Below are 23,069 nucleotides of genomic sequence, written 5' to 3'. Positions count from 1 at the left end.
TGCCGTGTCCTTCAAGGCGGAGTTCCTCGCAGAACTCGAGGATTGCCTGCGCGGCTACGGCGCGGTCCCGGTGAGCAATCCCGACGCACTCGCGTTGTTCATCGAGTTCGTGCGAGCCCTTCCGGCGAGTGACCAGAGGCTGCGTTGCCTCGAAGGTGTCGACCAGGGTTCCGGGTCGTTCTGGAACAACCCGGCGGTGTGGTGGGAGCAGGTGCCGCGATTCGGCGCGGGACTTCCCCGTTGCGGATCGGCGGAGTGCCGCAAGCTGCTGGACGACATGCTCGACGAGGCGATCAGCGACGAGATCGACGTGCTCGAGATGGAGATCCGCGAACTGCCCAGCTGAGTCTCGGCATGAGGTCCGGACATGCCTGCCGGCGCCGCCACCTGTTACGGCCACGGCGCCGGGGCTTCCAGCACTTATTTGACGGCGACCAGCGACTTGAACAATTCCCGATAGCGGTGGAGAGCCAGTCGCAGGTCCTCGGTCTGTGGATCACCGTTTCCCTCGAGCTGCTTGGTGAGGGAGCGGTGCCGGGTGTTGAGCTCCTCGAGCGCGCGGCTCACGAGGTCGTCGGCCTTGCGGACGGCGGCCTTCGGGTCGTCGACGAAGTCGTACTGCACCGACTGCCACTCTTCTTCGAGCTTGCTGGACAGCTTCTGGTCGGTGCGCTGCTGGTCGGCGCGCTGTGACCCGGTGGGCTGCTGCTCGGTGCGGTGCTGCTCGCCGCGCTCGGTGCGCTGCGCCTCGGTGCGCTGGTGCTCGGTCCGCTGAGCCTCGGTCCGGTTCGCGTCGGTCCGCAGGGCCTCGGTCCACTGGGCGTCAGTGCGCTGCGCTTCGGTCTGGTTCGTGTCAGTGCGCTGGCCCTCGGTCCGCTGCGCCTCAGTGCGCTGCGCTTCGGTCCGGTTCGCGTCGGTGCGCTGGCCCTCGGTCCGCTGCGCCTCGGTGCGCTGGGCCTCAGTCCGTTGCGCGTCAGTGCGTTCCGCATCGGTGCGCTGCGTCTGCTGCGGGGTGCGCTCGCCCTGCTGCGGGCGAGCCGGAGTGGGAACCCCAGCGGCGTGAGTCGGTGCCTCAGACATCAGTCTTCTCCTTCCGCACGGTTTCCCTGTCCTTGCGCGGCTCGGCGCCGTGTTCGAGCAGATCCGTGAAGAGTTCGCGGTAGTGGACCATCGCCGTGCGCAGGTCCTCGGTGTTCGCTTCGCCGATCTCCTGGCGCTCCGAGATGTCGTGCGCCGTGCGGTAGTGCTCCAGGGTCCGCGCGTGCTCGACGGACAGAACGCTCAGCTGCGCCTCGTAACCCTCGGTGGGGTACCCGCGCTCGGCCATCAGATCGGTCACGAGCCGGTCGGCGTCGGCGATCGCGCTCTCCGGCGAGTCGACGAACTTCGCCTGCACGTTCGCCCAGTGCCGGCGGTAACTCTCCTGTGCCGTCTGGGAAAGCGGCTTCAGGTCGAACTCGCTGTGGCGGTGCTCCCGCTCGGCGAGCTCTTTCTCCGCGGCCGTTCTGCTGTCGCTGTCCGTGACCGCGCGGTCGTATTCAGGGCCGAAGCGGTCACGCAGCTTCTTGCGCTGCATAGCGGGCCTCAGCACGAACGCGAGGACCGCCAGCACCACTAGAACCGCGACCACCAGGCCGATGATGGCGCCCGTTGACATGGAAAAACCTCCAAGACAGGCAAGAAAGACTCTGCTGTCCTGGAGGCTTCCCGTTCACCCACAAGGGAAACATCAACCCTTGATACAAACCACCTGCTTGAGCTTCGCGACCACCTCGACCAGGTCGGACTGGTTCGCCATCACGGTGTCGATGTCCTTGTAGGCGCCCGGAATCTCGTCCACCACGCCGGAGTCCTTGCGGCACTCGACACCACTTGTCTGGGCGGCGAGATCCTTCGTCGTGAACGTCTTGCGGGCCTTGTTGCGCGACATCCTGCGGCCGGCGCCGTGCGACGCCGACTCGAACGAGTCGGGGTTCCCGAGCCCGCGCACGATGTACGAACCGGTGCCCATGGAACCCGGGATGATGCCCAGCTCACCACGTCCGGCGCGGATCGCACCCTTGCGCGTCACCAGAACGTCCTCGCCGAAGTGGTTCTCCTCGGAAACGTAGTTGTGGTGCGCCGAGATCGGCTCCTCGAAGGCGATCTGCGGGAACTCGCCGCGCAGCACGTCGCAGACCAGGCGCAGCATGACCGCGCGGTTGCGTCGCGCGTAGTCCTGCGCCCAGTACAGGTCGTGACGGTACGCCGCCATCTCGGGCGTGCCCGACAGGAACACGGCGAGGTCCGGGTCCGGCAGCTCGGCGTTGTGCGCGAGCGTGCGCGCCACCGCGATGTGGTGCTGCGCCAGCTCGTTGCCGATGCCACGCGACCCGGAGTGCAGCATGACCCACACCCGCTGGTCGCCGTCCAGGCAGACCTCCAGGAAGTGGTTGCCGCCCCCGAGCGTGCCCATCTGGTGCAGCGCCTTGTCGGCGCGCGCCTTCACGACGGGCGTGAGGTCGTCGAACTTCCTCCAGAACGTGCCCCAGTCGGACGCGTCCCTCTTGGTGAACGCGGTCGCCTTGTGCTGACCGAAACCGACGGGGACCACGGCCTCCATGCGGGACCGCAACCCGCGCAGCGTCTCCGGCAGGTCGTTGGCGGTGAGCGAGGTGCGCACGGCGGTCATGCCGCAGCCGATGTCCACGCCGACGGCCGCGGGGGAGACGGCGTCGCGCAGCGCGATCACCGAACCCACCGTGGCGCCCTTGCCGTAGTGCACGTCGGGCATGACCGCGATGTGCTTGAACGCCCACGGCAGCGAGGAGATGTTCTGCAGCTGCCGCATGGCGAACTCCTCGACCTCGTCCGGTCGAGTCCACATGCGAATGTCCACGTTCTGACCGCGGACCAGAGTTGCTGCCATGCCACGAGGTTAGGTGGCGCTTCGCCCGTTCGACAAAGGAGTTTCGGCGCTCACGAACCCGTTTCGCTCAGCGGGCCACGGCGCGCTTGTACTGGTGGTTGGCCAGCGGAACGAAGATCAGCAGGAACACCACCACCCAGCCGAGCGACGCGAGCACCGGGTGCTGCAGCGGCCACACGTCCGGCGGCGTCTGCAGGGGAGAGGTGTTGCCGAACAGTTCGCGGGCGGCCAGCGTGACGGCCGAGACCGGGTTCCACTCGGCGACGTGCCGCAGGCCCGCCGGCAGGTTCTCCGACTGCACGAACGTGTTCGCGATGTAGGTGATCGGGAAGATGAAGATGAAGCTGGCGTTGTTGAACACCTCGGGACTGCGCACCAGCAGCCCGATCCACGCCATCGCCCACGAGAACGCGTACGCGAACAGCAGCAGGATCCCGACCGCGGCGAGGGCCTCCAGCGGCGACGAGTGGATGCGCCAGCCGACGATCAGGCCGGTGATCATCATGATGACGATGACCAGCGCGTTGTTGACCAGGTCGGACGTCGTGCGGCCGACCAGGACGGCCGAGCGCGCCATCGGCAGCGAGCGGAACCTGTCGATGATGCCCTTGGTCATGTCCTCGGCGAGGCCGCTGCCGGTGATGGTGGCGCCGAACAGCACGGTCTGCGCGAAGATGCCCGCCATCAGGAACTCGCGGTAGTCCATGCCGGGGATCTGGATCGAGCCGCCGAACACGTAGGCGAACAGCAGCACGAACATGATCGGCGCCGCGGTGGAGAACACCAGCAGGTCCGGCACGCGCTTGATCTTGATCAGGTTGCGCTTGGCGACGACTCCGCCGTCCGCGAGCGCCTGCAACAGCTTCACTTCTCTTCCCCCTGCACTGAATCGTCCGCGACATGACCGGTCAGAGCGAGGAACACGTCGTCGAGAGTCGGCCTGCGCAACCCGATGTCGAGGACCTTCACCGACTCGGCGTCCAGCAGCCGGATCGCCTCCATCAGCACCGAGGACCCGCCCGTGACCGGCACGGTGAGGTGGTTCTGGCGGTCGTCGGACTCGATCTGGCCGACGGCGAGACCGGCCAGCGCGCTCGCGGCGCTGCCGAGTTCGGTGGACGTGGCGACTGACAGTTCGAGACGCTCACCGCCGACCTGGTCCTTGAGTTGGTCGGCGGTGCCCTCGGCGATCACTCTGCCGTGGTCGATCACGGCGATCTGGTCGGCGAGCCGGTCGGCTTCTTCGAGATACTGGGTGGTGAGCAGCAGGGTCGTGCCGCCCTTGACCAGTTCCTCGATCACGTCCCACATGCCCAGCCTGGAGCGCGGGTCGAGGCCCGTGGTCGGTTCGTCGAGGAACAGCACGGTCGGCTTCGCGACCAGCGCGCCCGCGAGGTCGAGCCGGCGCCGCATACCGCCGGAGTAGCCCTTCACCGGACGGTCGGCGGCGTCCTCGAGGTCGAAGCGGGCGAGCAGTTCGCGGGCTCGTTCCCGGCTTCTGGCGCGGCCGAGGTGGTACAGACGCCCGACCATGTCGAGGTTCTCGAACCCGGTGAGGTTGTCGTCGACGGCCGCGTACTGACCGGAAAGCCCGATCTTCGTGCGGAGCTCGTTCGCGTTCCGGCGGACGTCGAGACCGGCGACGCGCGCCGATCCGGCGTCGGCTTCGAGCAGCGTGGTGAACACGCGCACCGCCGTCGTCTTGCCGGCGCCGTTGGGACCCAGCAGTCCCGTGATGGTCCCCTCGGGCACGGAGAGGTCCAGGCCGTCGAGCGCGACGACCGATCCGTAGCGTTTGACCAGGCCTTCGGCCACGATCGCGTCTGTCATGCGGGCATCATGGCGCCGAGGTCTGACAATTTCGTCCGATTTATGACCGTGTCCAGGTGATTGACACGCGCTTTGAACGTGAAAATAATTCAGAGCCATGGAACGCGTGTGCGTCATCGGTGCCGGCTCGTCCGGCATCGCCGCATGTCAGGTGCTCGGTGCCCGCGGCATCGAGTTCGACTGCTTCGAGACCGGGTCGGAGATCGGCGGCAACTGGCGCTACCTCAACGACAACGGCATGTCGTCGGCCTATCGGTCCCTCCACATCAACACCTCGCGGCAGATGATGGAGTTCAAGTCCTTCCCGATGCCCGCGCGGCTGCCCGCCTATCCGTCGCACTTCCAGATCGCCGAGTACTTCGACGACTTCGTGAAGCACCACGGGTTCCGCGACCGCATCCGGTTCCGGACCGAGGTCACCTCGGTTTCCGTCGCACCCGGTGGCTATTCCGTCACGACGCGCGATCGCGATACCGGTTCCGAGATTTCGGGTGTCTATCGTTCAGTAATCGTCGCGAACGGGCACCACTGGTCACCGCGGCTGCCCGAGCCCGCGTTTCCCGGCTCGTTCGACGGCGAACAGATGCACGCGCACTTCTACAAGACGCCCGAACGATTCGCGGACAAGAAGGTGCTGGTTCTCGGCATCGGCAATTCCGCCTGCGACATCGCGGTCGAGTCGTCACGCGTCTCCGCGCGGACGTTTCTGGCGATGCGCCGAGGCGCGCACATCATGCCCAAGTACCTCTTCGGCATGCCGACCGATCACCTGACGACCTCACCGCTCGCCCGTTTCGCGCCCGCCTGGCTGCAGGCGCTGTCCGTGCGGGCGATGCTGCGGCTGGCGCGCGGCAAGCTCTCCGACTACGGCCTGCCCGAACCGTCGCACGGCATCCTCGCCGCGCACCCGACGGTGTCCGACGACCTGCTGACCCGGCTCGGGCACGGCGACATCACGGTGAAGCCGAACCTGACGCGGCTGGACGGATCCGGGGTCGTGTTCGCGGACGGATCCCGCGAGGACGTCGACGTGATCGTCTACTGCACCGGGTACAAGGTCGACTTCCCGTTCCTCTCCGCTGCCGAGTTCCCCGCCGTGACGTCCGTGGACAACGAGGTGTCGCTGTACCGGCGGGTCGTGGATCCGGCGCATCCCGGGCTCTACTTCCTCGGGCTGATCCAGCCGCTGGGAGCGATCATGCCGCTGGCAGAAGCGCAGTCCGAGTGGATCGCCGACCTGATCTCGGGGCGCGGGGCGCTGCCCTCGGTGCCCGAGATGAAGGCGGAGATCACCTCCTACCGGGAGACGCTGCGGCGCCGGTACGTGAAGTCGAAACGGCACACGCTGGAGGTCGACTTCCTCGGGTACCAGCGGGAGCTGCAGGAGGAACGGCGGGCCGCCGCCGCGCGCCGCTGACTGTTCGCCCCTTCCTGTTCGCGCTGGTCGCAGCCCTGCCGCCCCGATGTTGACCTTTGCAATGAGTCTTTTGACTTCGTCCGCAAACGTTTTTTGCATGCGGGTGGGCGGGAGCGATATATCAGTTGGCGGGCGGTTCGGCGGGAAATGAGGGGTGCGGGCCACGGCCGCGTGGGTACGGTCGGAGCGTGTCGTCGAGTGCTCAGGTGATCGTTCTCAACGGTGGGTCCAGCTCCGGCAAGTCGGGGATCGCGCGGTGTCTGCAGGCCGTGTTGCCGGAGGCGTGGCTGGCGATCGGGGTCGACACGTTGATCGACGTGATGCCCGCGCGGTTGCGGCTCGGGTCGGAGGGGATCGGGTTCGCGGGCGACGGTGAGGTCAGCGTCGGGGCCGAGTTCCGGTTGCTGGAGGACGCGTGGATGGGCGGCGTCGCGGCGATGGTGCGCGCCGGGGCGCGGGTGATCGTGGACGACGTGTTCCTCGGCGGGACCGAGTCCCGGCGGCGGTGGGAGAAGGCCCTGGACGGGCTGGACGTGGTGTGGGTCGGGGTTCGGTGTGACGCCGCCGTCGCCGCTGGGCGTGAGCTTGCCCGTGGTGATCGGGTCGCCGGGATGGCCGAGGCGCAGGCCGAGCTGGTGCATCGCGGGATGAGTTACGACGTCGAGGTCGACACCGCGAAGGCCGAGGCGGTCGAGTGCGCGCAGGCGATCGCTCGGGTCGTGAGCGTCTAGGGGCGGGGTGGGTCGTCGTTCGGGGCGCAGGAGCCGCCGCCCTGGGGCCAGCACGACGGGCCGGCGGTGACCGGCAAGGGCGGCTGGGCGGTCGACAGGATCGTCGCCAGGGTCGTATCCAATACATTGCCCAGCTGGATTCGGCGGGCGAACACGCACGGCCAGACTTCGCCGGACGATGAGATGGCGACGGCGCCGTGGCCGCAGCGGCCGCAGAGCTGATCAGGGACAGGTTGATCCGAACCGGGCTGGTCAGGGCCGGGTGAAGCGTTTGCGCCGCGGCCGACGCGACGCAGCCGGTCGACGCCGACATTCGCGACACCCAGCGACGACAGGTCGGCTTGGGCGGCGTGGGTGCGCTGGCGGCCGATGTGGTCCGAGGAACTGACATCGATGACGCCCGCGCGCAGCGGGATGTCCCGGCTCAGGGCCTCGGCGATGTTCGCGCGGGTGCGGGCGTGGCTGCCGAGCCGGCGGGTGATGGCCTCGTGCTGGGACGCCGTGTCGGAGTAGTAGCTCGTCGCCAGGCGCACGCCTGGACGGGAGAAGGTGTCCCACAGGCGTGGGCCGATGTGCACGAGATTGCTGAACACCTCGACCTCGAGTCCGGCGGTGAGTGCGCGGCCGACGAACTCCGGTAAATCGGGATGCAATGTCGGCTCTCCGCCGATGAACTGAATCGAGTTCGCGCCGAGTTCGGCGAGCTCGTCGATGACCCGGAACCAATCACGAGTTCTGAGCACGCCCTCGTCGCCGCGCGGTCCGGACTCCGCGTAGCAGTGGGTGCAGCTCAGCTGACATTTGCCGGTGATCTCAAGCCATGCGAAACGCAGGTCGGTCATGTCCCACTCCCCTGGACGACGCCGTGCGATAACCATCTTGCCCCGGCGAGCGGCGAAAGGAGCTGTCGAATTCAATTAAACATCGGTCTGCTGTTGGCGTGGTGACATGTCACCGACACGAATACGGCGTGCGCCTCGCCGTATTGGTATTAACTGACTAATCAATCGCGGTCAGGAGCGTCTCATTAGGAAGCACGCGAAACCGCTCCCGGAAGCGGGCTCCGGCAGCCGCTCGATGTCGAACGACTCCCCGAACAGCCGCTGTTCGTCACCCACGGCGAGACCGGGGAACCGGGCGCCACGGCGCTTCCACCACGGGATCTCGTCGTAGAAGCACCACATCAGGAACACCGAACCGGGGTGAGACAGCCGCAGCACGGTCGCCGCCATCGCCTCCTGGCCCGGCCCGCCCAGGTCGTCCAGCACGCCGTAGTCGACGAGCAGGTCGAACGTCCCGGAGACGCCGGGGATCGAGGTGGCCGTCAGATCCCCCTGCAGCCACTCGACCGACAACGACGGCGGCGTCGCGCGCCGGGCCTTCTCCAGGCCGACGGGGGAGAAGTCCACGCCTGTCACGTCGAAGCCGTGCTCCGCGAGGAAGATCGCGTTCGCCCCGCTGCCACAGCCGAGGTCGATCGCACGGCCTGGCGCGATCCGTCCCGACGTCACGAGGTCCACCAGTTCGGCACGGGGCCCGCCCTCCCACGGCGCCCAGGTCCGGTACATGAAGTTGTAGGCACGACGACCGACCATCCCACGTCCTCCCAACGAAAAACGGGGCCGCCGACATGACGTCAGCGGCCCCGCTCATCCGACAACCTTTCAGTGCACGCCCAGCACACCGTCGATCCGGCGCGGAATGCCGAGCGGGTTCGCGTCCTGCAACTCCACCGGCAGCAACGCGTCCGGCCACGACTGGTACGTCACCGGCGCGATCCAGCGGCGGATGGACGTGGCGCCCACCGACGTGTGCAGCGGGTTCGTCGTCGACGGCCACGGACCACCGTGGTGCTGACCCCACGCCACCGCGACACCGGTCGGCCACGCGTTGAAGATGATGCGACCCGCGACGTGCCGCAGGACCTCGGCGATCTCACCGGCCTCCGCGTGGTCCGACGCCTCCGCGTGCACCGTGCCGGTCAGCGTGCCCGGCAGCTTCGCCAGCACCGAGTGCAGTTCCGCCGGCGAGGAGTACGTCACGGCCAGGGCGGCCGGGCCGAAGTGCTCCTCGGTCAGCTTCTCGAGGTTCTCCTCGAACACCGACACCGGCACGCTGAACAGGCGCGGAGCCACGGCCCACGCCTCGTCCGGGCGCGTACCGGCGGACACGACGGTCACCAGGTCCGACGCGGCCAGCGCGTCCGTCGACGCCGTGTAGGAGTCGCACATCCGCTCGTTCAGCATCGCGCCACCGGACGTCGCCGCGACGGCCTCACCCAGCGCGGGCACCAGCGCCTCCGGCGTGAAGACCAGGCCGGGGTTCGTGCAGAACTGGCCGACGCCCATCGTCAGCGACGCCGCGAACCCGGCGGCGATGTCCTCGCGTTCGGCTGCGCCCGGCAGGATCACCGTCGGGTTGACGCTGCCCAGTTCGCCGTAGAACGGGATCGGGTCCGGCCGGCCCTGCGCCAGGTCGAACAGCGCCCGCCCGCCACCGGTCGAGCCGGTGAAACCGACCGCGCGCACCGCCGGGTGCTTCACCAGCGCGACACCCGACTCGGTGCCGTACACGATGCCGAACACACCCTCGGGCGCGCCGGCCTCGCGAAGAGCGTCCACCACGACCCGCGCGGTCTCGCGCGACGTCGACGGGTGCGCCGAATGTGCCTTCACCACAACGGAACAACCGGACGCCAGCGCGGAGGCCGTGTCACCACCGGCGACCGAGAACGCGAACGGGAAGTTCGACGCGGAGAACACCGCGACCGTCCCCAAAGGACGGAGCACCCGCCGCAGCACCGGCCGCGGCGGGATGATGTCCGGGTTCGCCGTGTCCAAAGTGGCCTCGACGTAGCTGCCCTCGCGCAGCACCTCCGCGAACAACCGCAGCTGGTTCGTCGTGCGCTTGAGCTCGGTCGTCAGCCGCGGCACGCCCAGCGCCGTCTCGCCGTCTGCCGTCTCCACGAGCAACGACGACTCTGCGTCCAGCGCGTCCGCGACCTTCTCCAGCACCACGGCGCGATCCGCCGCCGCGACGACCGACCACGCCGAGAACGCGACGGCCGCGGCGGAAGCGATCCGGTCCACCTCGCTGTCGGGGGTCTTCGCAACGGGTTCGCCGAACGGCTCACCGGTGCGCGGGTTGTATCCCTGAACGACGTGGCTCAACGCCCTGCCTCCTTGACTGCCGTGTCGAAATCGGGGCCACACCAGGCCCCGCCCACGTACCTCGCCGCGGGCGACGAGGGATCGAGCTCACCGCCGTGCTGCTCCAGCACCGCGGCCGCGTACTCCTCGGAGTCGTCCTGGGGCTCGTAGCCCAGAGCGCGGGCCTCGTCGAGCGAGAACCAGCCGCGCTTGTTGTCCGACACGCCCCACACGATCCGGAAACCGGGCGACGGGAAGGAAAGAGCCGCCTCGAACAGGCGCGCGCCGTCGTCCGGAGACATCCACGTCGACAGCATCCGCACGTCGCGCGGCTTCTCGAAGCACGAACCGATGCGGATCGCGATCACGTCCATGCCGTAGCGGTCGGCGTACAGCGACCCCAACGCCTCCAGCGCCACCTTGGACACGCCGTAGTAGGTGTCCGGACGCGGGAACGCGTAGTCGCCCGCCTCGCCGTCGGCGCGTTCGACGTAGCCGACCGCGTGGTTCGAGCTGGCCAGGACCACCCGGCGAACTCCCTGGCGGCGCGCGGCTTCCAGCAGCGTGTGCGTGCCGTCGATGTTGACGCGCAGGATCTTCTCCCACGGCTCCTCGAGGCTGTGGCCACCGAGGTGGATCACCGCGTCGACGTCCTTCAACGCCGCTTCCATCGCGGCCATGTCGGTCACCGACGCCTCGACGAGTTCGACGTTCTCGCCGTCGGCGGCCGCGGGAAGCTCCGCGATGTCCAGCAGCCGCAGGACACGGCCCTCCGCCGCGAGGCGGGTACGCATGAGCGTGCCCACCCCGCCGCCGGCGCCGGTGATCAGGATGCGTGCGGTCACGGGTTGGACCCCTCCGTCTTGTTCAGATGTGTCGGCAAAGCTCAGCGACCGAACTGGCGGAGGAGCTCGGTGATCTGCCGGGCGGCGTCGAGCAGAGCGGCGATGACCTGCCGTTCGTGCTCGGGGTCCAGTCTGCCCAGGGGAACCGAGCAACTCATAGCGTCCAGAACGGGATTTCGGTAGGGCAGCGCGACGGCGAAGCAGCCCAGCCCGGGCGTGTTCTCCTCGCGTTCGTGGGCATAGCCGACATTCCGGAACCCGGCGAGCTGCTCGTGCAGCGCCGCCCGATCGATCACGGTGTTCGGCGTCAGCGGAGCCAGCTCGGCCGGAAGGATCAGGTCGACCTCCTCCGGCGTGCGCGTCGAGAGCACCGCCTTGCCCAGCGACGTCGAGTGCGCGGGCAGCCGGCGGCCGACGCGGGAGACGACCCGCAGGTGGTGCTCGGACTCGCGGCTCGCCAGGTAGACGACGTCCGCGCCGTCCAAACGGGCAAGGTGGACGGTCTCGTTGATGTCCTGACGGACCTGTTCCATCACGCGGATCGCCGCGCGCACAACAGGGTCGTGGTCCAAATAGGACGTACCGACGAGCAGTGCGCGCACACCGATGCCGTAGGTGCCGCGGTCCGCGTCGACCTCGACCCAGCCGCGCGCCACCAGTGTCTGCAACAACATGTAGAGGCTGGACTTGGGATAGCTGAGTTCGCGGTGCAGCTCCGTGAGCGTGAGCCTGCGGTCCGACGCGGACAACACCTCAAGCAACTCCACTGTGCGGTCGGCGGACTTCACCGCACCGGGACGAGCTGTGCCCTTGCCGATCGGCGACGCCACCTGAAGCCTCCTCGAAACAGGGAAGAAACTTTCCCTTGACACGTTGCTGTGCTGATTCTTACAGTCCTGACTCAGGTTCACAAGTACGACCCACGTTCACATATCTGAACACGAAGGGCTTCGACGATGCGCCGTAGAACAGCCACGACACTTGCCACACTCGGTGTGGCAGCGCTGCTCGCAGGATGCGGTAGCGGTGGCACCACGGCGGCGTCGTCCAAAGACCCGAACAAGCCTCTGGAGGTGTGGACCCGCTCCACCGAGGCGACCGCGAAGGTCTACGAGAAGATCTTCAAGTCGTTCACCGAGAAGACCGGTGTGCAGGTCGACTACAAGCCGATCTTCAACGACTTCGACAAGCAGGTGCAGCAGCGCGCCGCGTCGAAGGACCTCCCCGACGTCGTCATCACCGACACCGGCTCGCTCGGCAACTTCGTCAAGCAGGGCTGGACGACCGAGGTGAACCGCGACGACGTCGCGGGCAGCGGCGACATCGTCGACCGCGCGTGGAACAACGGGAAGGGCGCGGACGGCAAGTTCTACGCCATCCCCTACTCCACCCAGGCGATGGTCACGCTGATCCGCAAGGACTGGCGCGAGAAGCTCGGCAAGCCGATCCCCACCACGTGGGAGGAACTCGACGACCTCGCGAAGGCCTTCACCTTCAACGACCCGGACGGCAACGGGCAGAACGACACCTACGGCATGCTCGTGCCGGGCACGACCGACCGCGGCTACCTCGCCTGGTGGGCGGCCAGCTACATCTGGCAGGGCGGCGGCGACATCCTCGAGGACGAGGGCGACGGCAAGTTCCGCGTCGGCATCGACTCGCCGGAGTCGACCAAGGCCGTCGAACGGCTGCGCAAGCTCTTCTGCGACGACAAGGTCATGCAGCCCGGCTCGCTGACCCTGGGCACGAACGACGCGCACCCGCTGTTCGAGTCGGGCAAGAGCGGCATCTACCTCACCGGCCCGTACATGATCGGCCGCTTCGACAAGTCGGTCGGCAAGGACAAGTACGAGGTCATCGCCTCCCCGAAGGGCCCGGCCGGCGCCACGGTGCTCGGTGAGGGCGAGAACATCTACCAGATGGCCGGCTCCGCGAAGACCGCCGACCAGAAGAAGCTCGCCGAGTACCTGATCACGCCGGAGGCGCAGCAGGCCGGCATGAAGGGTGACCCGCAGCCGGTGGTCCGCCTGCCCGTCAACAAGACCGTCGACGTCAACGCGACGTACAAGGACCCGCGCTGGGCGACCGTGGCGGGCGTGTACTCGAGCGAGGCGCGGCCGTTCCCCAGCGTTCCGAACTTCGCGCCGTTCCGGCAGAAGACCTCGGAGACCCTGAACTCCATTTTCGCGAAGTGCCCCGCTGACTCCTCAGCCGAGCTGAAGACGCTCGCGGAAGCGCTCAAGAAGGAGCTCGAGAACCAGAAGGCGTCGAAGTGACGGCACTTCAATCACTCGGCGACACCCGAGACGTGGGCTCGACGGCTAGTGGCGGCGGTGCCGTCGAAACCCACCCCGTGAGGCGGCGCCGCCGGCGTCGCCTCACGGGAGCCACCTTCATCCCGTGGCTCTTCCTGCTTCCCGCCGTGCTGATCTTCGTGGTCTTCAAGTTCATCCCGATGGGCGAGGGCATCCGGCTCTCGTTGTTCGAGGTCCGGCCGTTCCTCGGCGACATCTTCGTCGGCTTCAAGAACTACGCGACCATCCTGCAGGACGAGAAGTTCCTGACCGCCAGCTGGCACACCCTCGTGCTGGCCGGCGGTCAGACCGTCGGCGCGATGGTGATCGGCTTCTTCCTCGCGCTGCTGCTCGAAGGCCACACCAAGTCGCTGTGGTTCGTGCGGTCCGCGGTGTTCCTGCCCGTCGTGGCGGCCACCGCGGTCATCGGCGAGATCTGGCGGCTGTTCTTCTACCCGGCGCCAGAGGGCTTCCTCAACGAGCTCATCTCGTGGATCGGCCTCGGGCCCTGGGAGTACATCCACAGCACGGACACCTCGCTGGTGTCGGTCATGTTCGTCGGCATCTGGAAGCACGCCCCGTACGACATGGTGCTGATCCTCGCCGGGCTCGCCGGCATCGACCGCCAGCAGTACGAGGCCGCCGCGATCGACGGTGCCTCGACGCCGCAACGGATCTGGAACGTCACGCTCCCCGCGTTGCGGCCCGTCATCACCATCCTCCTGACGCTGGCGGCGATCCGCGGCCTGCGTGTCTTCACCGAGGTGTACGTGCTCACCGGGGGTGGACCCGCGGGGTCGACCGACGTCTGGATGACCCGCGTTTACACCACGGCGTTCGAACAGTCCGAAGCCGGACTCGCCTCGGCGGGCTCGGTGTTGTTGTTCCTGGTTACGCTCGTGCTCACGGTCAGCGTGCAGTGGTACCGCCGGAGGAAGGAGGCGCGATGAGCGTCAACTCGAGCCGCTTCGACAGCGCCATCGGCTGGTCCACCAGGCCGGACGCGTGGGGCAGCAAGGCCGTCCGCTTCTTTTTCAGTGCCCTCGCTGTAATCCTTTTCTGCGGCCCGCTGCTGGTCATCTTCTCCGGCGCGTTCGACCACAACCCGGACCCGACCAAGCTGTCGGTGATCCCGGCCAACCCGTCGCTGATCAACTTCCAGGTCGCGGCGGAGAACAAGATCTGGCACTACCTGATGAACTCGTTGATCATCGCCGGTGGTGCGCTGCTGTTGCAGCTGTCGGTGAGTGTTTTCGCCGCCTACGCGTTGGCGCGCAAGAAGTTCCGCGGTCAGGCCATCGCACTGTTGGTCATTCTCGCCACGATGATGTTGCCGGAGGAGGTCATCGCGATCCCGCTGTCGCTGGTGATCGGAGACCTACCGCTGGTGCACGTGAGTCTCAAGGGCACCCTGCTCGGCGTCATCCTCCCGTTGGGGGCTTGGGGTTTCTCCATCTTCGTCATGACGGAGTTCATGAAGGAGATCCCCAACGAACTGGAGGAAGCGGCCAAAGTGGACGGTGCCGGGGAGCTGCGTCTCTTCGCGCAGATCATCCTCCCGCTGTGCAAACCCGCGCTCGGCGTCATCGCCGTGTTCGGCTTCAACATGATTTGGGAGCAGTACCTGCTCCCCCTGATCGTCGCCGCTGACCCCTCCGATTACACGCTCACGGTCGCACTTCTCGCGCTACGTTCCGACGACCAGGTCGGAACGGGCATCGTGCTGGCCGGTGCGTTGCTGGCGCTGGTACCGAGCCTGGTCGTGTACCTGTCGCTGCAGAAGTCCTTCCTGCGTGGGATCACCACCGGAGCGATCAAGGGATGAGTCTGGTTATGCAACTCGATGGTGTGCTGTTCTTTCCGGTGACCCCGTTCGACAGCGAGGGGAACATCGCGTACGACGTGCTCGCCGAGCACGTCAAGCACGGTGTCTCCGCCGGGCCGGGCGCGGTGTTCGCCGCCTGCGGCACCGGCGAGTTCCACGCCCTGGGGCTGGACGAGTTCGAGCGCGCGGTGGCCGTCGCGGTCGAGGCGACCGCGGGCAAGGTGCCGGTGTTCGCCGGAGCGGGCGGCTCGGTCGTGGCGACCAAGCAGTTCGTCCAGGCGGCGGAACGTGCTGGTGCGCAGGGCATCCTGCTGCTGCCGCCGTACCTGGTGACGAACCCGGCCGCCGGACTCGTGCGCTACGTGGCCGAGGTCGCCGGCGTCACCGAGCTGCCGATCATCGTGTACCAGCGCAACAACGCGCGGTTCACGCCGGAGACCGCCGTCGAGGTCGCGCAGATCCCGAACGTCGTGGGCTTCAAGGACGGCATCGGCGACCTCGACCAGATGCAGCGGATCGTGCTCTCGGTTCGTGCCAACGTTGACAAGCCGTTCCAGTTCTTCAACGGCCTGCCGACCGCGGAGATGACCCAGCTCGCGTACCGGGGCATCGGCGTCGAGCTGTACTCGTCGGCGGTGTTCTGCTTCGCGCCGGAGATCTCGATCGGCTTCTACAACGCCGTGCAGTCCGGCGACACCGAGCTGGTGAACCGCTTCCTCTACGAGTTCTACAAGCCTCTGGTCGAGCTGCGGGACAAGGTTCCCGGCTACGCGGTCGCCCTGGTGAAGGCCGCGGTGCGCGCGAACGGCCTGGAGGTCGGTGGTGTTCGTCCGCCGCTGATCGACCCGTTGGACGAGCACCTCGCCGCTCTCGACAAGATCATCGCTGCGGGCAAGGCTCTGCTGAGCTGAGAGGGCGTTCGGAATGAAGATCACCGAGATTGTTCTGACACCGATCGCGTTCCGGGACCCGCCGCTGCTGAACTCGGCCGGCGTCCACGAACCGTGGGCGCTGCGCACCATCGTCGAGGTGCACACCGACGAGGGCATTTCGGGGCTGGGGGAGACCTACGGCGACCTCGGGCACCTGGAGCGCTCGAGGTCCGTTGTGGACTCCCTGATCGGCCTCGACGTGTTCGCGTTGAACGAGATGCACGCGCGGGTCTCCGCGGCTCTCGGCGGCAGGACGGGCATGGACAAGCACGGCCTGACCGGGAAGATCACGGCGGAGAGCACCGTCGACCGCGTGTACTCGCCGTTCGAGGTCGCCTGCCTGGACATCCAGGGCAGGGCACTGGGCCGTCCGGTGCACGACCTGCTGGGCGGCGCCGTTCGCTCCGCTGTCCCGTACTCGGCGTACCTGTTCTACAAGTGGGACGGGCACCCCGGGGCCGAGCCGGACGAGTGGGGCGAGGCGATCGACCCCGCCGGCATCGTGGCGCAGGCGACCAAGATGATCTCGCAGTACGGATTCGGGTCGATCAAGCTCAAGGGCGGTGTGTTCCCGCCGGAGCAGGAGATCGAGGCGATCCGGGCGCTGCGCGAGGCGTTCCCGGAGCACCCGCTGCGGCTGGACCCGAACGCGGCCTGGTCGACGGCGACGTCGCTGAATGTCGCCGAGGAGCTCGACGGAGTGCTGGAGTACCTGGAGGACCCGACGCCGGAGATCTCCGGGATGGCGGAGGTGGCCGCGAAGGCGCCGATGCCGTTGGCCACCAACATGTGCGTGGTCGCGTTCGAGCACCTCAAGCCGTCGGTGGAGCAGGACGCCGTGCAGGTGCTCCTGTCCGATCACCACTACTGGGGCGGCCTGCAGCGGTCGCGCCAGCTGGGGATGATCTGCCAGACGTTCGGCATCGGCCTGTCGATGCACTCGAACTCGCACCTCGGCATCTCGCTGGCCGCGATGACGCACCTGGCCGCGGCGACGCCGAACCTGAACTACGCGTGCGACACGCACTACCCGTGGAACGCGGCCGACGAGGTCGTGGAGCCCGGTGTGCTGTCCTTTGTGGATGGTGCGGTGCCGGTGCCCGTCACGCCGGGCCTCGGTGTGACGCTGGACCGGGACGCGCTGGCGCGCATGGCCGAGAACTACGAACGTTGCGGCATCACGTCTCGCGACGACACGGGCTACATGCAGAAGTTCGACCCGAGCTACGAGAGGAAGCGTCCCCGGTGGTGAAGTCGGTTGTCCATGCCTATCCGTGGGACCTGATCGGAGACCCTGAGGCCGTCGCGCGGTACCAGGAACTCGGAGTCGACGCGATCGCCGTTGCCGCGTCGTACCACACCGTGCGGGCCGCGACGCCGCTCCACCCTTCGCATCGGATGGTCGACGCGCGGCACGCGGCGTTCTACCTGCCGGTGCGTTCGGAGAAGTACGGCCGGCTGGCGCCCGCCGAACCGTCCTGGGTGGACGGTTCGGATTCGTTCGGTGCCGCGGCGGCATTGGTTCGTGCCGCCGGACTTCCCGTGTACGCGTGGACCGTGCTGACGCACAACTCGCGGCTGGGCGACCTGCACCCCGATGTGACCGTGGTGAACGCGTTCGGGGATCGCTACCCGTACGCGTTGTGCACCGCGCAGGCCGACGTCGTCGAGTACGCGTCGGTGCTGGTGTCCGAGGTGCTGGAACTCGGCGCGCCGGACGGGATCATCCTGGAGGCCTGCGGGCCGCTGGGGTTCTTCCACGGCGGGCACCACGAGAAGACCGACGGCACGGACTGGAACGCGGTGCAGCAGAAGCTGTTGTCGCTGTGCTTCTGCTCTGCGTGCACCGCCCTGTACGCCGACCCGGATGCCCTGCGTGAAGCGGTCCGGGCCGGGGTTGATCGCGGTGCACCCAATGTTGAGGAAGCGTTGGGTGCGCTCGCGGAAGACGTTCAGGCCGTGCGCACCGGCGTGGTGCGGTCGTTGCGACAGAGGCTGGTCTCGGAGATTCGGGCCGCCGCGCCTTCGATCCGGGTCGGCATGCACGTGACCGCGGATCCTTGGGGCACTGGGCCGTTCGCGACCGTGGCCGGGGGAGTCGGCGCCGATGTCGACGTCCTGACGACGATGTGCTGGCCCGGCCCGGAGATCGCGGTCCCCGGCATCGAGGCTCTTCGTGCCGCCGCCCCGGACACGCGGATCGCCGCGTACGTGCTGGGGTTGCCGCCCAAGCCGGCCGACGGTGCGGCGTTGTCGAAGGAGTGGCTCGCGTACCTGGACGCCGGTGTGGAGGAGTTCCACCTCTACCACGGAGGTCTCGCGTCCGCGGCACGGTTGGAAGCTTTGCGAGAGGCTGTAACCGCCGTTAGCCGGTAACTGTGAAGAGAAGTCCCAAGAGAGTCACTGCAACCCGTTGTGACTGTGGTTCCGTCCTTTGACCATGAGGCACATAGGAACCGTAGTTGGCACTGGCGTCCTGCTGCTGGTCATCTCGGCCTGTGGCAGTGCGCAGAACGCGGGCACCGGAGCAGGTGGCGGTCAGGAGTTGCCGACCGCCACCTCGTCCTCCGAAGTGCCCCCGAACATCGCGCCAGGAGAAGTGCCGCCGGACGGTAAACCCGTGACGAAGCTCGATGCCAACGGTCTGACGCCGGACTATCCGCGCACCGTGTGGACACAGGGCGACGGGAAGACCGTCGGAGTCGTCGCCCAGGAGGGCGGATGCGGCAAGGCGAGCGCGTCCGTGCTGGAGCAGAACGCTTCCACGGTGAAGATCGAGCTCCTCGAGACGCTGCCGCTGACCAAGCAGATGTGCACTATGGACATCCGCTTCCCTCCGCTGACGGTGCAGCTCTCCGAGCCCCTTGGCGAGCGCACGGTCGTGCTGACGTCGCGGCAGGACCAGAAGTAGACCTTCCTCCCCACGGTGCCCGGCCGGCATCTGCCCCGCCGGCCGGGCATCTCTTCTCGTTTCGCGGTGAAAGTTCGACCGGACAGGTCGCAGGACATTTGACAGGGACTTCGTGTCCCGGTTTGCGAGGATGGTGCGCATGAGAAACGCCGTCGCAGCCGTTGCTCTCGCCGTCGTGCTCGTCGGTTGCTCGTCCGGCACGCAGTCCGGCGCACCCGGCTCCAGCTCGTCGGGCGGAGCGCCCACGGGCACGACCGCGCCCGGTTCGAGCGGCACCCCCGGCACGGGCTCGTCGAGCGGTAACCCCACCGCTCCCGTCCAGCCTCCGGTCTCGATCTCGGAGGAGAAGCCCGTCGTCCCGCCCAACGTCACGCCCGTGGCGAAGGAGAAGGTCGACACGACATCGTTGTCAGACACCTACCGCGACGAGGCCTACGTCTTCGGCGACGGCCGTGACGTCGAGGTCTTCGGCGTCGGCGGGGGCTGCAAGGAGGCCCGCGCCGAGATCACCGGCCAGTCGGCCGACGTCGTCCAGATCACGCTCGTCACGATCACCAAGCAGCCCGCCGGCACCGTCTGCACCCAGGAGGTCCGGCAGGTGCCGCTGACCGTTCGCCTGGACGCGCCTCTGGGCAACCGCCGCCTGGTCCTCGAGTCCCGCGAGGAAACCGGCTGAGCGTTCAACACCTCGCACTTTCGCGGTCGTCAGGCACTGGGGCGGCGCACCATGCCCTCGCGTGCGCCGTCCCAGCGCTCGACCGCACCCTCGCTCACCTGCGGCTTAGCAATGACTCTTTTGACTTCGTCCGCAAAAGACTTGTTGCAAAGGGTGGAAGCGAGCCTGGGTGAGCGAGCCGATATATCAGTTTCCGGCGTCGGCGAGGAACTCCACGCGGTTGCCGACGGCGTCGAACGTGTGGAAGCGGAGACGGCCGGGGATCTCCGCGGGATCGGCCCAGACGACCGGGTGGCCCGCTGCCGCCACGGACTCGGCCACCGCGGTCACGTCGACCACGAACGCCGGGTGCGCTTTGCGTGCGGGGCGGAAGTCGGCCTCGACGCTGACGTGGATCTCGCCGCCGCCGGGTACCGCGAACCAGCAGCCGCCGCGCGCGGCGAGCAGCGGTGGTTTGGGCAGTTCGGTCCAGCCCAGCACGCCCGTGTAGAACGCGCGCTGCTCGTCCTCGGCTCCCGCCGGACAGGTGACCTGCACGTGGTGGATCAACGCGAAACCCCCGATCAACGAATACGGGACAACCGTACTGTTTGACCGGGGGCTTCGGGACAGCTGAGGAGATCTAGCGGCGGAAACTGATCTGCAGGGTCGGGGTCGACGTCTCCGCGAAGAAGTCGTTGCCCTTGTCGTCGACCACGACGAACGCGGGGAAGTCCTCGACCTCGATCTTCCAGACCGCCTCCATGCCCAGTTCGGGGTACTCGAGCACCTCGACCTTGCGGATGCAGTCCTGCGCCAGCCGCGCCGCCGGGCCACCGATCGAGCCCAGGTAGAAGCCGCCGTGCGACGAGCAGGCGTCTGTCACCTGCTTGGAGCGGTTGCCCTTGGCGAGCATCACCAGCGAGCCGCCCGCGGCCTGGAACTGCTCGACGTAGGAGTCCATGCGGCCGGCGGTGGTCGGGCCGAACGAACCGGAGGCGTAGCCCTCGGGCGTCTTGGCCGGGCCGGCGTAGTAGACCGGGTGGTCCTTGAGGTACTGCGGCATCTCCTCGCCGGCGTCCAGGCGTTCCTTGATCTTGGCGTGCGCGATGTCGCGGGCCACGACCAGCGGACCGGTCAGCGAGACGCGGGTCTTCACCGGGAGCTTGGTGAGGATGTCGCGGATCTCCGTCATCGGGCGGGTGAGGTCGATGTTGACGACCTCGTCGGACAGGTCCTCGCCCTCGATCTCGGGCAGGAACCGCGCCGGGTCGCGTTCCATCTGCTCCAGGAACACGCCCTCGGCCGTGATGCGGGCCTTGGCCTGGCGGTCCGCCGAGCACGACACCGCGATGCCGACCGGCAGGGACGCGCCGTGCCGGGGGAGCCGGATGACGCGCACGTCGTGGCAGAAGTACTTGCCGCCGAACTGGGCGCCGATGCCGAAGTTCCGGGTCAGCTCCAGGACCTGCTGCTCGAGGTCCGTGTCGCGGAACGCGTGGCCCACCGCCGAGCCCTCGGACGGCAGGTTGTCCAGGTAGCGGGCGGAGGCGAGCTTCGCGACCTTCAGGTTCTGCTCGGCGGACAGGCCACCGACGACGACCGCGAGGTGGTACGGCGGGCACGCGGCGGTGCCGAGCGAACGCAGCTTCTCGTCCAGGAACGACGCGAGGCGCTTCGGGTTCAGCACCGCCTTCGTCTCCTGGTAGAGGAACGTCTTGTTCGCGCTACCGCCGCCCTTGGCCATGAACAGGAACTCGTAGACGGGCTCCTGGCCGGGCTTGTGGAACACCTCGATCTGCGCGGGCAGGTTCGTGCCGGTGTTCTTCTCGTCCCAGAACGTCACGGGAGCCATCTGCGAGTAGCGCAGGTTGAGCTCCTGGTAGGCCTCGTAGACGCCACGGGCGAGCGCCTGCTCGTCGTCGCCGCCGGTCAGGACGGTCTCGGAGCGCTTGCCCATGATGATCGCCGTGCCGGTGTCCTGGCACATCGGCAGCACGCCGCCGGACGAGATGGCGGCGTTGCGCAGCAGGTCCATGGCGACGAAGCGGTCGTTGCCGGAGGCCTCGGGGTCGTCGATGATCTTGCGCAGCTGGGCGAGGTGCGACGGGCGCAGCAGGTGCTGGATGTCCCGGATCGCTTCCTTCGCGAGCAGCGTCAGCGTCTCGGGCGCGATCTCGAGGAACTTGCGGTCACCGGCCTCGATGAGCTTGACCCCGTCGGAGGTGACGAGGCGGTACTCGGTCTCGGTGTCCTTCGCGAGGGGGAGGACGTCGGTGTACTCGAATGTGGTGGGCACGGGGTACACAACTCCAACGGTGTGCAGTTCGGATCAGAAAACCGTACCGCCATCAAAGGGACGTACTGGTCCCCGTCCACCGTGTTCTTCGCAACCGTGCTTCTTGCGAGGCCCGCAAACGCGGAAGGCCGAGGCGGCCCCCGGCCGTCCCGACCTTCCTTCGCGTGCTAACCCGACTCACGACGGGCGTCGCGTGGCTCTGGTAACGCCCGACCGTGCCGTGAGTTGAGTCACAAGTCAATACTGCTGGTCGGGTGAGACCCGACCGTGACGACTCCGGGACTACGAGGCGTAGGCCCGCAGCTTCGCGGCGCGTTCGCCCTGACGGAGCTTGGACATGACCTCGCGCTCGATCTGGCGCACCCGCTCGCGCGACAGGCCGAACCGCTTGCCGATCTGGTCGAGGGTGCGCGGCTGGCCGTCCTCGAGGCCGTAGCGCAGCCGGATCACGGCCTGCTCGCGCGGCTCCAGCGTCGCGAGAACGCGGCGCAGGTCGTCCTGCAGCAGCCCGGAGATGACGGCGCTCTCGGCGTCGGTGGCGTCCGAGTCCTCGATGAAGTCACCGAGGGGAGCGTCCTCCTCCGTGCCGACCGGCATGTCGAGCGATACCGGGTCACGCGCGTGGTCGAGCAGGTCGGCGACCTTGTCCGGGTTGAGGCCGGCCTCCTTCGCGAGTTCCTCGTTCGTCGCCTCGCGGCCGAGCGTCTGGTGCAGGTCGCGCTTGATCCGCGCGAGCTTGTTCACCTGCTCGACGAGGTGGACGGGGAGGCGGATGGTGCGGCCCTGGTCGGCCATGCCGCGGGTGATGGCCTGGCGGATCCACCACGTCGCGTAGGTCGAGAACTTGAAGCCCTTGGTGTAGTCGAACTTCTCGACCGCGCGGATCAGGCCCAGGTTGCCTTCCTGGATCAGGTCCAGCAGCGGCATGCCACGGCCCGTGTAGCGCTTGGCCAGCGACACGACGAGGCGCAGGTTGGCCTTGAGCAGGTGGTCCTTGGCGCGGCGGCCGTCGCGGACGAGCGCCCCCATCTCGTCGCGGCGGGTGGGGGTGAGGCGCTTGGCCGTCTCCAGGACGTGCTGCGCGAACACACCTGCCTCGATGCGCTTCGCGAGCTCCACCTCCTCCTCAGCGGTGAGGAGCGCGGTCTTGCCGATTCCGTTCAGGTAGACTCGAACGAGGTCGGCTGCTGGTCCTTGCGCGTCGAGTTCGTGCTCGACGACGGTGGGCGTGTTCTCTCCGACTTCACGGTCGGAGATCCTCGTGACGGTCATG

General features: G+C 67.8%; 24 protein-coding genes. 11 read left to right on the top strand and 13 right to left on the bottom strand.

Going from position 1 to position 23,069, the window contains the following annotated elements; all coding sequences use genetic code 11:
- Window positions 1-4 precede the first annotated feature (4 nt).
- On the top strand, window positions 5-346 hold the full coding sequence (locus tag ACH413_RS28480; protein ID WP_093599595.1) for a hypothetical protein: 342 nt from the start codon (window positions 5-7) through the stop codon (window positions 344-346).
- A 74-nt stretch (window positions 347-420) separates the two neighbouring features.
- On the opposite strand, the gene ACH413_RS28475 is transcribed toward ACH413_RS28480, so the two are convergent.
- The 5 genes from ACH413_RS28475 to ACH413_RS28455 form a co-directional block, all read right to left on the bottom strand.
- Complete coding sequence (locus ACH413_RS28475; protein WP_360043411.1) at window positions 421-1,080, bottom strand: hypothetical protein; 660 nt, start codon at window positions 1,078-1,080, stop codon at window positions 421-423.
- Complete coding sequence (locus ACH413_RS28470) at window positions 1,073-1,657, bottom strand: hypothetical protein (RefSeq protein WP_360043414.1); 585 nt, start codon at window positions 1,655-1,657, stop codon at window positions 1,073-1,075. Before ACH413_RS28470 ends, ACH413_RS28475 begins: the two co-directional genes overlap by 8 nt.
- A 72-nt stretch (window positions 1,658-1,729) precedes the next feature.
- On the bottom strand, window positions 1,730-2,908 hold the full coding sequence (locus tag ACH413_RS28465) for an RtcB family protein (RefSeq protein WP_360043416.1): 1,179 nt from the start codon (window positions 2,906-2,908) through the stop codon (window positions 1,730-1,732).
- A gap of 67 nt (window positions 2,909-2,975) precedes the next feature.
- On the bottom strand, window positions 2,976-3,776 hold the full coding sequence (locus ACH413_RS28460; protein WP_319978262.1) for an ABC transporter permease: 801 nt from the start codon (window positions 3,774-3,776) through the stop codon (window positions 2,976-2,978).
- A complete protein-coding gene (locus ACH413_RS28455; protein WP_360043419.1) occupies window positions 3,773-4,738 on the bottom strand; it encodes an ATP-binding cassette domain-containing protein in 966 nt (321 codons plus the stop codon). The genes ACH413_RS28460 and ACH413_RS28455 overlap by 4 nt, the downstream gene beginning before the upstream one ends.
- A gap of 97 nt (window positions 4,739-4,835) precedes the next feature.
- Here ACH413_RS28455 and ACH413_RS28450 point away from each other — a divergent pair, with 97 nt between their 5' ends.
- On the top strand, window positions 4,836-6,155 hold the full coding sequence (locus ACH413_RS28450) for an NAD(P)-binding domain-containing protein (protein ID WP_360043422.1): 1,320 nt from the start codon (window positions 4,836-4,838) through the stop codon (window positions 6,153-6,155).
- A gap of 188 nt (window positions 6,156-6,343) precedes the next feature.
- On the top strand, window positions 6,344-6,886 hold the full coding sequence (gene cpt, locus ACH413_RS28445; RefSeq protein ID WP_360043424.1) for a chloramphenicol phosphotransferase CPT: 543 nt from the start codon (window positions 6,344-6,346) through the stop codon (window positions 6,884-6,886).
- Here the strand turns inward: cpt and ACH413_RS28440 are convergent.
- The 5 genes from ACH413_RS28440 to ACH413_RS28420 form a co-directional block, all read right to left on the bottom strand.
- Entirely contained in the window at window positions 6,883-7,728 is an 846-nt protein-coding gene (locus tag ACH413_RS28440) for a radical SAM protein (RefSeq protein ID WP_360043426.1), read from the bottom strand. The two genes, cpt and ACH413_RS28440, sit on opposite strands and share 4 nt — an antisense overlap.
- 171 nt (window positions 7,729-7,899) lie before the next feature.
- Complete coding sequence (locus ACH413_RS28435; RefSeq protein WP_360043429.1) at window positions 7,900-8,481, bottom strand: class I SAM-dependent methyltransferase; 582 nt, start codon at window positions 8,479-8,481, stop codon at window positions 7,900-7,902.
- Window positions 8,482-8,550: 69 nt separating this feature from the next.
- The gene (locus tag ACH413_RS28430) at window positions 8,551-10,056 is read right to left on the bottom strand and encodes an aldehyde dehydrogenase (NADP(+)) (protein WP_360043432.1); all 1,506 of its coding nucleotides are present in this window, start codon (window positions 10,054-10,056) and stop codon (window positions 8,551-8,553) included.
- Window positions 10,053-10,880 (bottom strand): NAD(P)-dependent oxidoreductase, encoded by an 828-nt coding sequence (locus ACH413_RS28425; RefSeq protein WP_360043435.1) that lies wholly within the window; start codon window positions 10,878-10,880, stop codon window positions 10,053-10,055. The genes ACH413_RS28430 and ACH413_RS28425 overlap by 4 nt, the downstream gene beginning before the upstream one ends.
- Window positions 10,881-10,921: 41 nt before the next feature.
- On the bottom strand, window positions 10,922-11,710 hold the full coding sequence (locus ACH413_RS28420; RefSeq protein ID WP_360043438.1) for an IclR family transcriptional regulator: 789 nt from the start codon (window positions 11,708-11,710) through the stop codon (window positions 10,922-10,924).
- A gap of 126 nt (window positions 11,711-11,836) precedes the next feature.
- Between ACH413_RS28420 and ACH413_RS28415 the strand changes: the two genes are divergently transcribed.
- The 8 genes from ACH413_RS28415 to ACH413_RS28380 all read left to right on the top strand — a co-directional run bounded on the left by ACH413_RS28415 (window position 11,837) and on the right by ACH413_RS28380 (window position 19,518).
- On the top strand, window positions 11,837-13,156 hold the full coding sequence (locus tag ACH413_RS28415; protein WP_360043441.1) for a sugar ABC transporter substrate-binding protein: 1,320 nt from the start codon (window positions 11,837-11,839) through the stop codon (window positions 13,154-13,156).
- Complete coding sequence (locus tag ACH413_RS28410; RefSeq protein ID WP_360043444.1) at window positions 13,153-14,124, top strand: sugar ABC transporter permease; 972 nt, start codon at window positions 13,153-13,155, stop codon at window positions 14,122-14,124. The genes ACH413_RS28415 and ACH413_RS28410 overlap by 4 nt, the downstream gene beginning before the upstream one ends.
- Window positions 14,121-14,999 (top strand): carbohydrate ABC transporter permease, encoded by an 879-nt coding sequence (locus ACH413_RS28405; protein ID WP_360043447.1) that lies wholly within the window; start codon window positions 14,121-14,123, stop codon window positions 14,997-14,999. Before ACH413_RS28410 ends, ACH413_RS28405 begins: the two co-directional genes overlap by 4 nt.
- A gap of 8 nt (window positions 15,000-15,007) precedes the next feature.
- A complete protein-coding gene (locus ACH413_RS28400; protein WP_360043450.1) occupies window positions 15,008-15,910 on the top strand; it encodes a 5-dehydro-4-deoxyglucarate dehydratase in 903 nt (300 codons plus the stop codon).
- 13 nt (window positions 15,911-15,923) lie between these two features.
- Complete coding sequence (locus ACH413_RS28395) at window positions 15,924-17,183, top strand: glucarate dehydratase family protein (protein ID WP_360043453.1); 1,260 nt, start codon at window positions 15,924-15,926, stop codon at window positions 17,181-17,183.
- Window positions 17,180-18,307, top strand: a complete 1,128-nt coding sequence (locus tag ACH413_RS28390; protein ID WP_360043456.1) for a hypothetical protein — start codon at window positions 17,180-17,182, stop codon at window positions 18,305-18,307. The genes ACH413_RS28395 and ACH413_RS28390 overlap by 4 nt, the downstream gene beginning before the upstream one ends.
- A gap of 244 nt (window positions 18,308-18,551) precedes the next feature.
- Window positions 18,552-18,842: a hypothetical protein gene (locus tag ACH413_RS28385; RefSeq protein WP_360043459.1), complete on the top strand. Its 291-nt coding sequence runs from the start codon at window positions 18,552-18,554 to the stop codon at window positions 18,840-18,842.
- A gap of 139 nt (window positions 18,843-18,981) precedes the next feature.
- Window positions 18,982-19,518, top strand: coding sequence for a hypothetical protein (locus ACH413_RS28380; protein ID WP_360043462.1), 537 nt, complete (start codon window positions 18,982-18,984; stop codon window positions 19,516-19,518).
- 186 nt (window positions 19,519-19,704) lie between these two features.
- On the opposite strand, the gene ACH413_RS28375 is transcribed toward ACH413_RS28380, so the two are convergent.
- The 3 genes from ACH413_RS28375 to ACH413_RS28365 form a co-directional block, all read right to left on the bottom strand.
- Complete coding sequence (locus ACH413_RS28375; protein ID WP_360043465.1) at window positions 19,705-20,085, bottom strand: glyoxalase; 381 nt, start codon at window positions 20,083-20,085, stop codon at window positions 19,705-19,707.
- Between the two features lie 55 nt (window positions 20,086-20,140).
- Window positions 20,141-21,805 carry a fumarate hydratase gene (locus ACH413_RS28370; RefSeq protein WP_396425326.1) on the bottom strand — a complete coding sequence of 555 codons (1,665 nt, stop codon included), beginning with the start codon at window positions 21,803-21,805 and terminating at the stop codon, window positions 20,141-20,143.
- A 273-nt stretch (window positions 21,806-22,078) separates the two neighbouring features.
- Window positions 22,079-23,068 carry a sigma-70 family RNA polymerase sigma factor gene (locus tag ACH413_RS28365; protein WP_090073384.1) on the bottom strand — a complete coding sequence of 330 codons (990 nt, stop codon included), beginning with the start codon at window positions 23,066-23,068 and terminating at the stop codon, window positions 22,079-22,081.
- Between the last annotated feature and the right edge of the window lies 1 nt (window position 23,069).

The organism is Lentzea sp. NPDC020367 (assembly GCF_044387305.1).
Lineage (GTDB): Bacteria > Actinomycetota > Actinomycetes > Mycobacteriales > Pseudonocardiaceae > Lentzea.
This window is presented reverse-complemented; position numbering and strand designations above follow the sequence as displayed.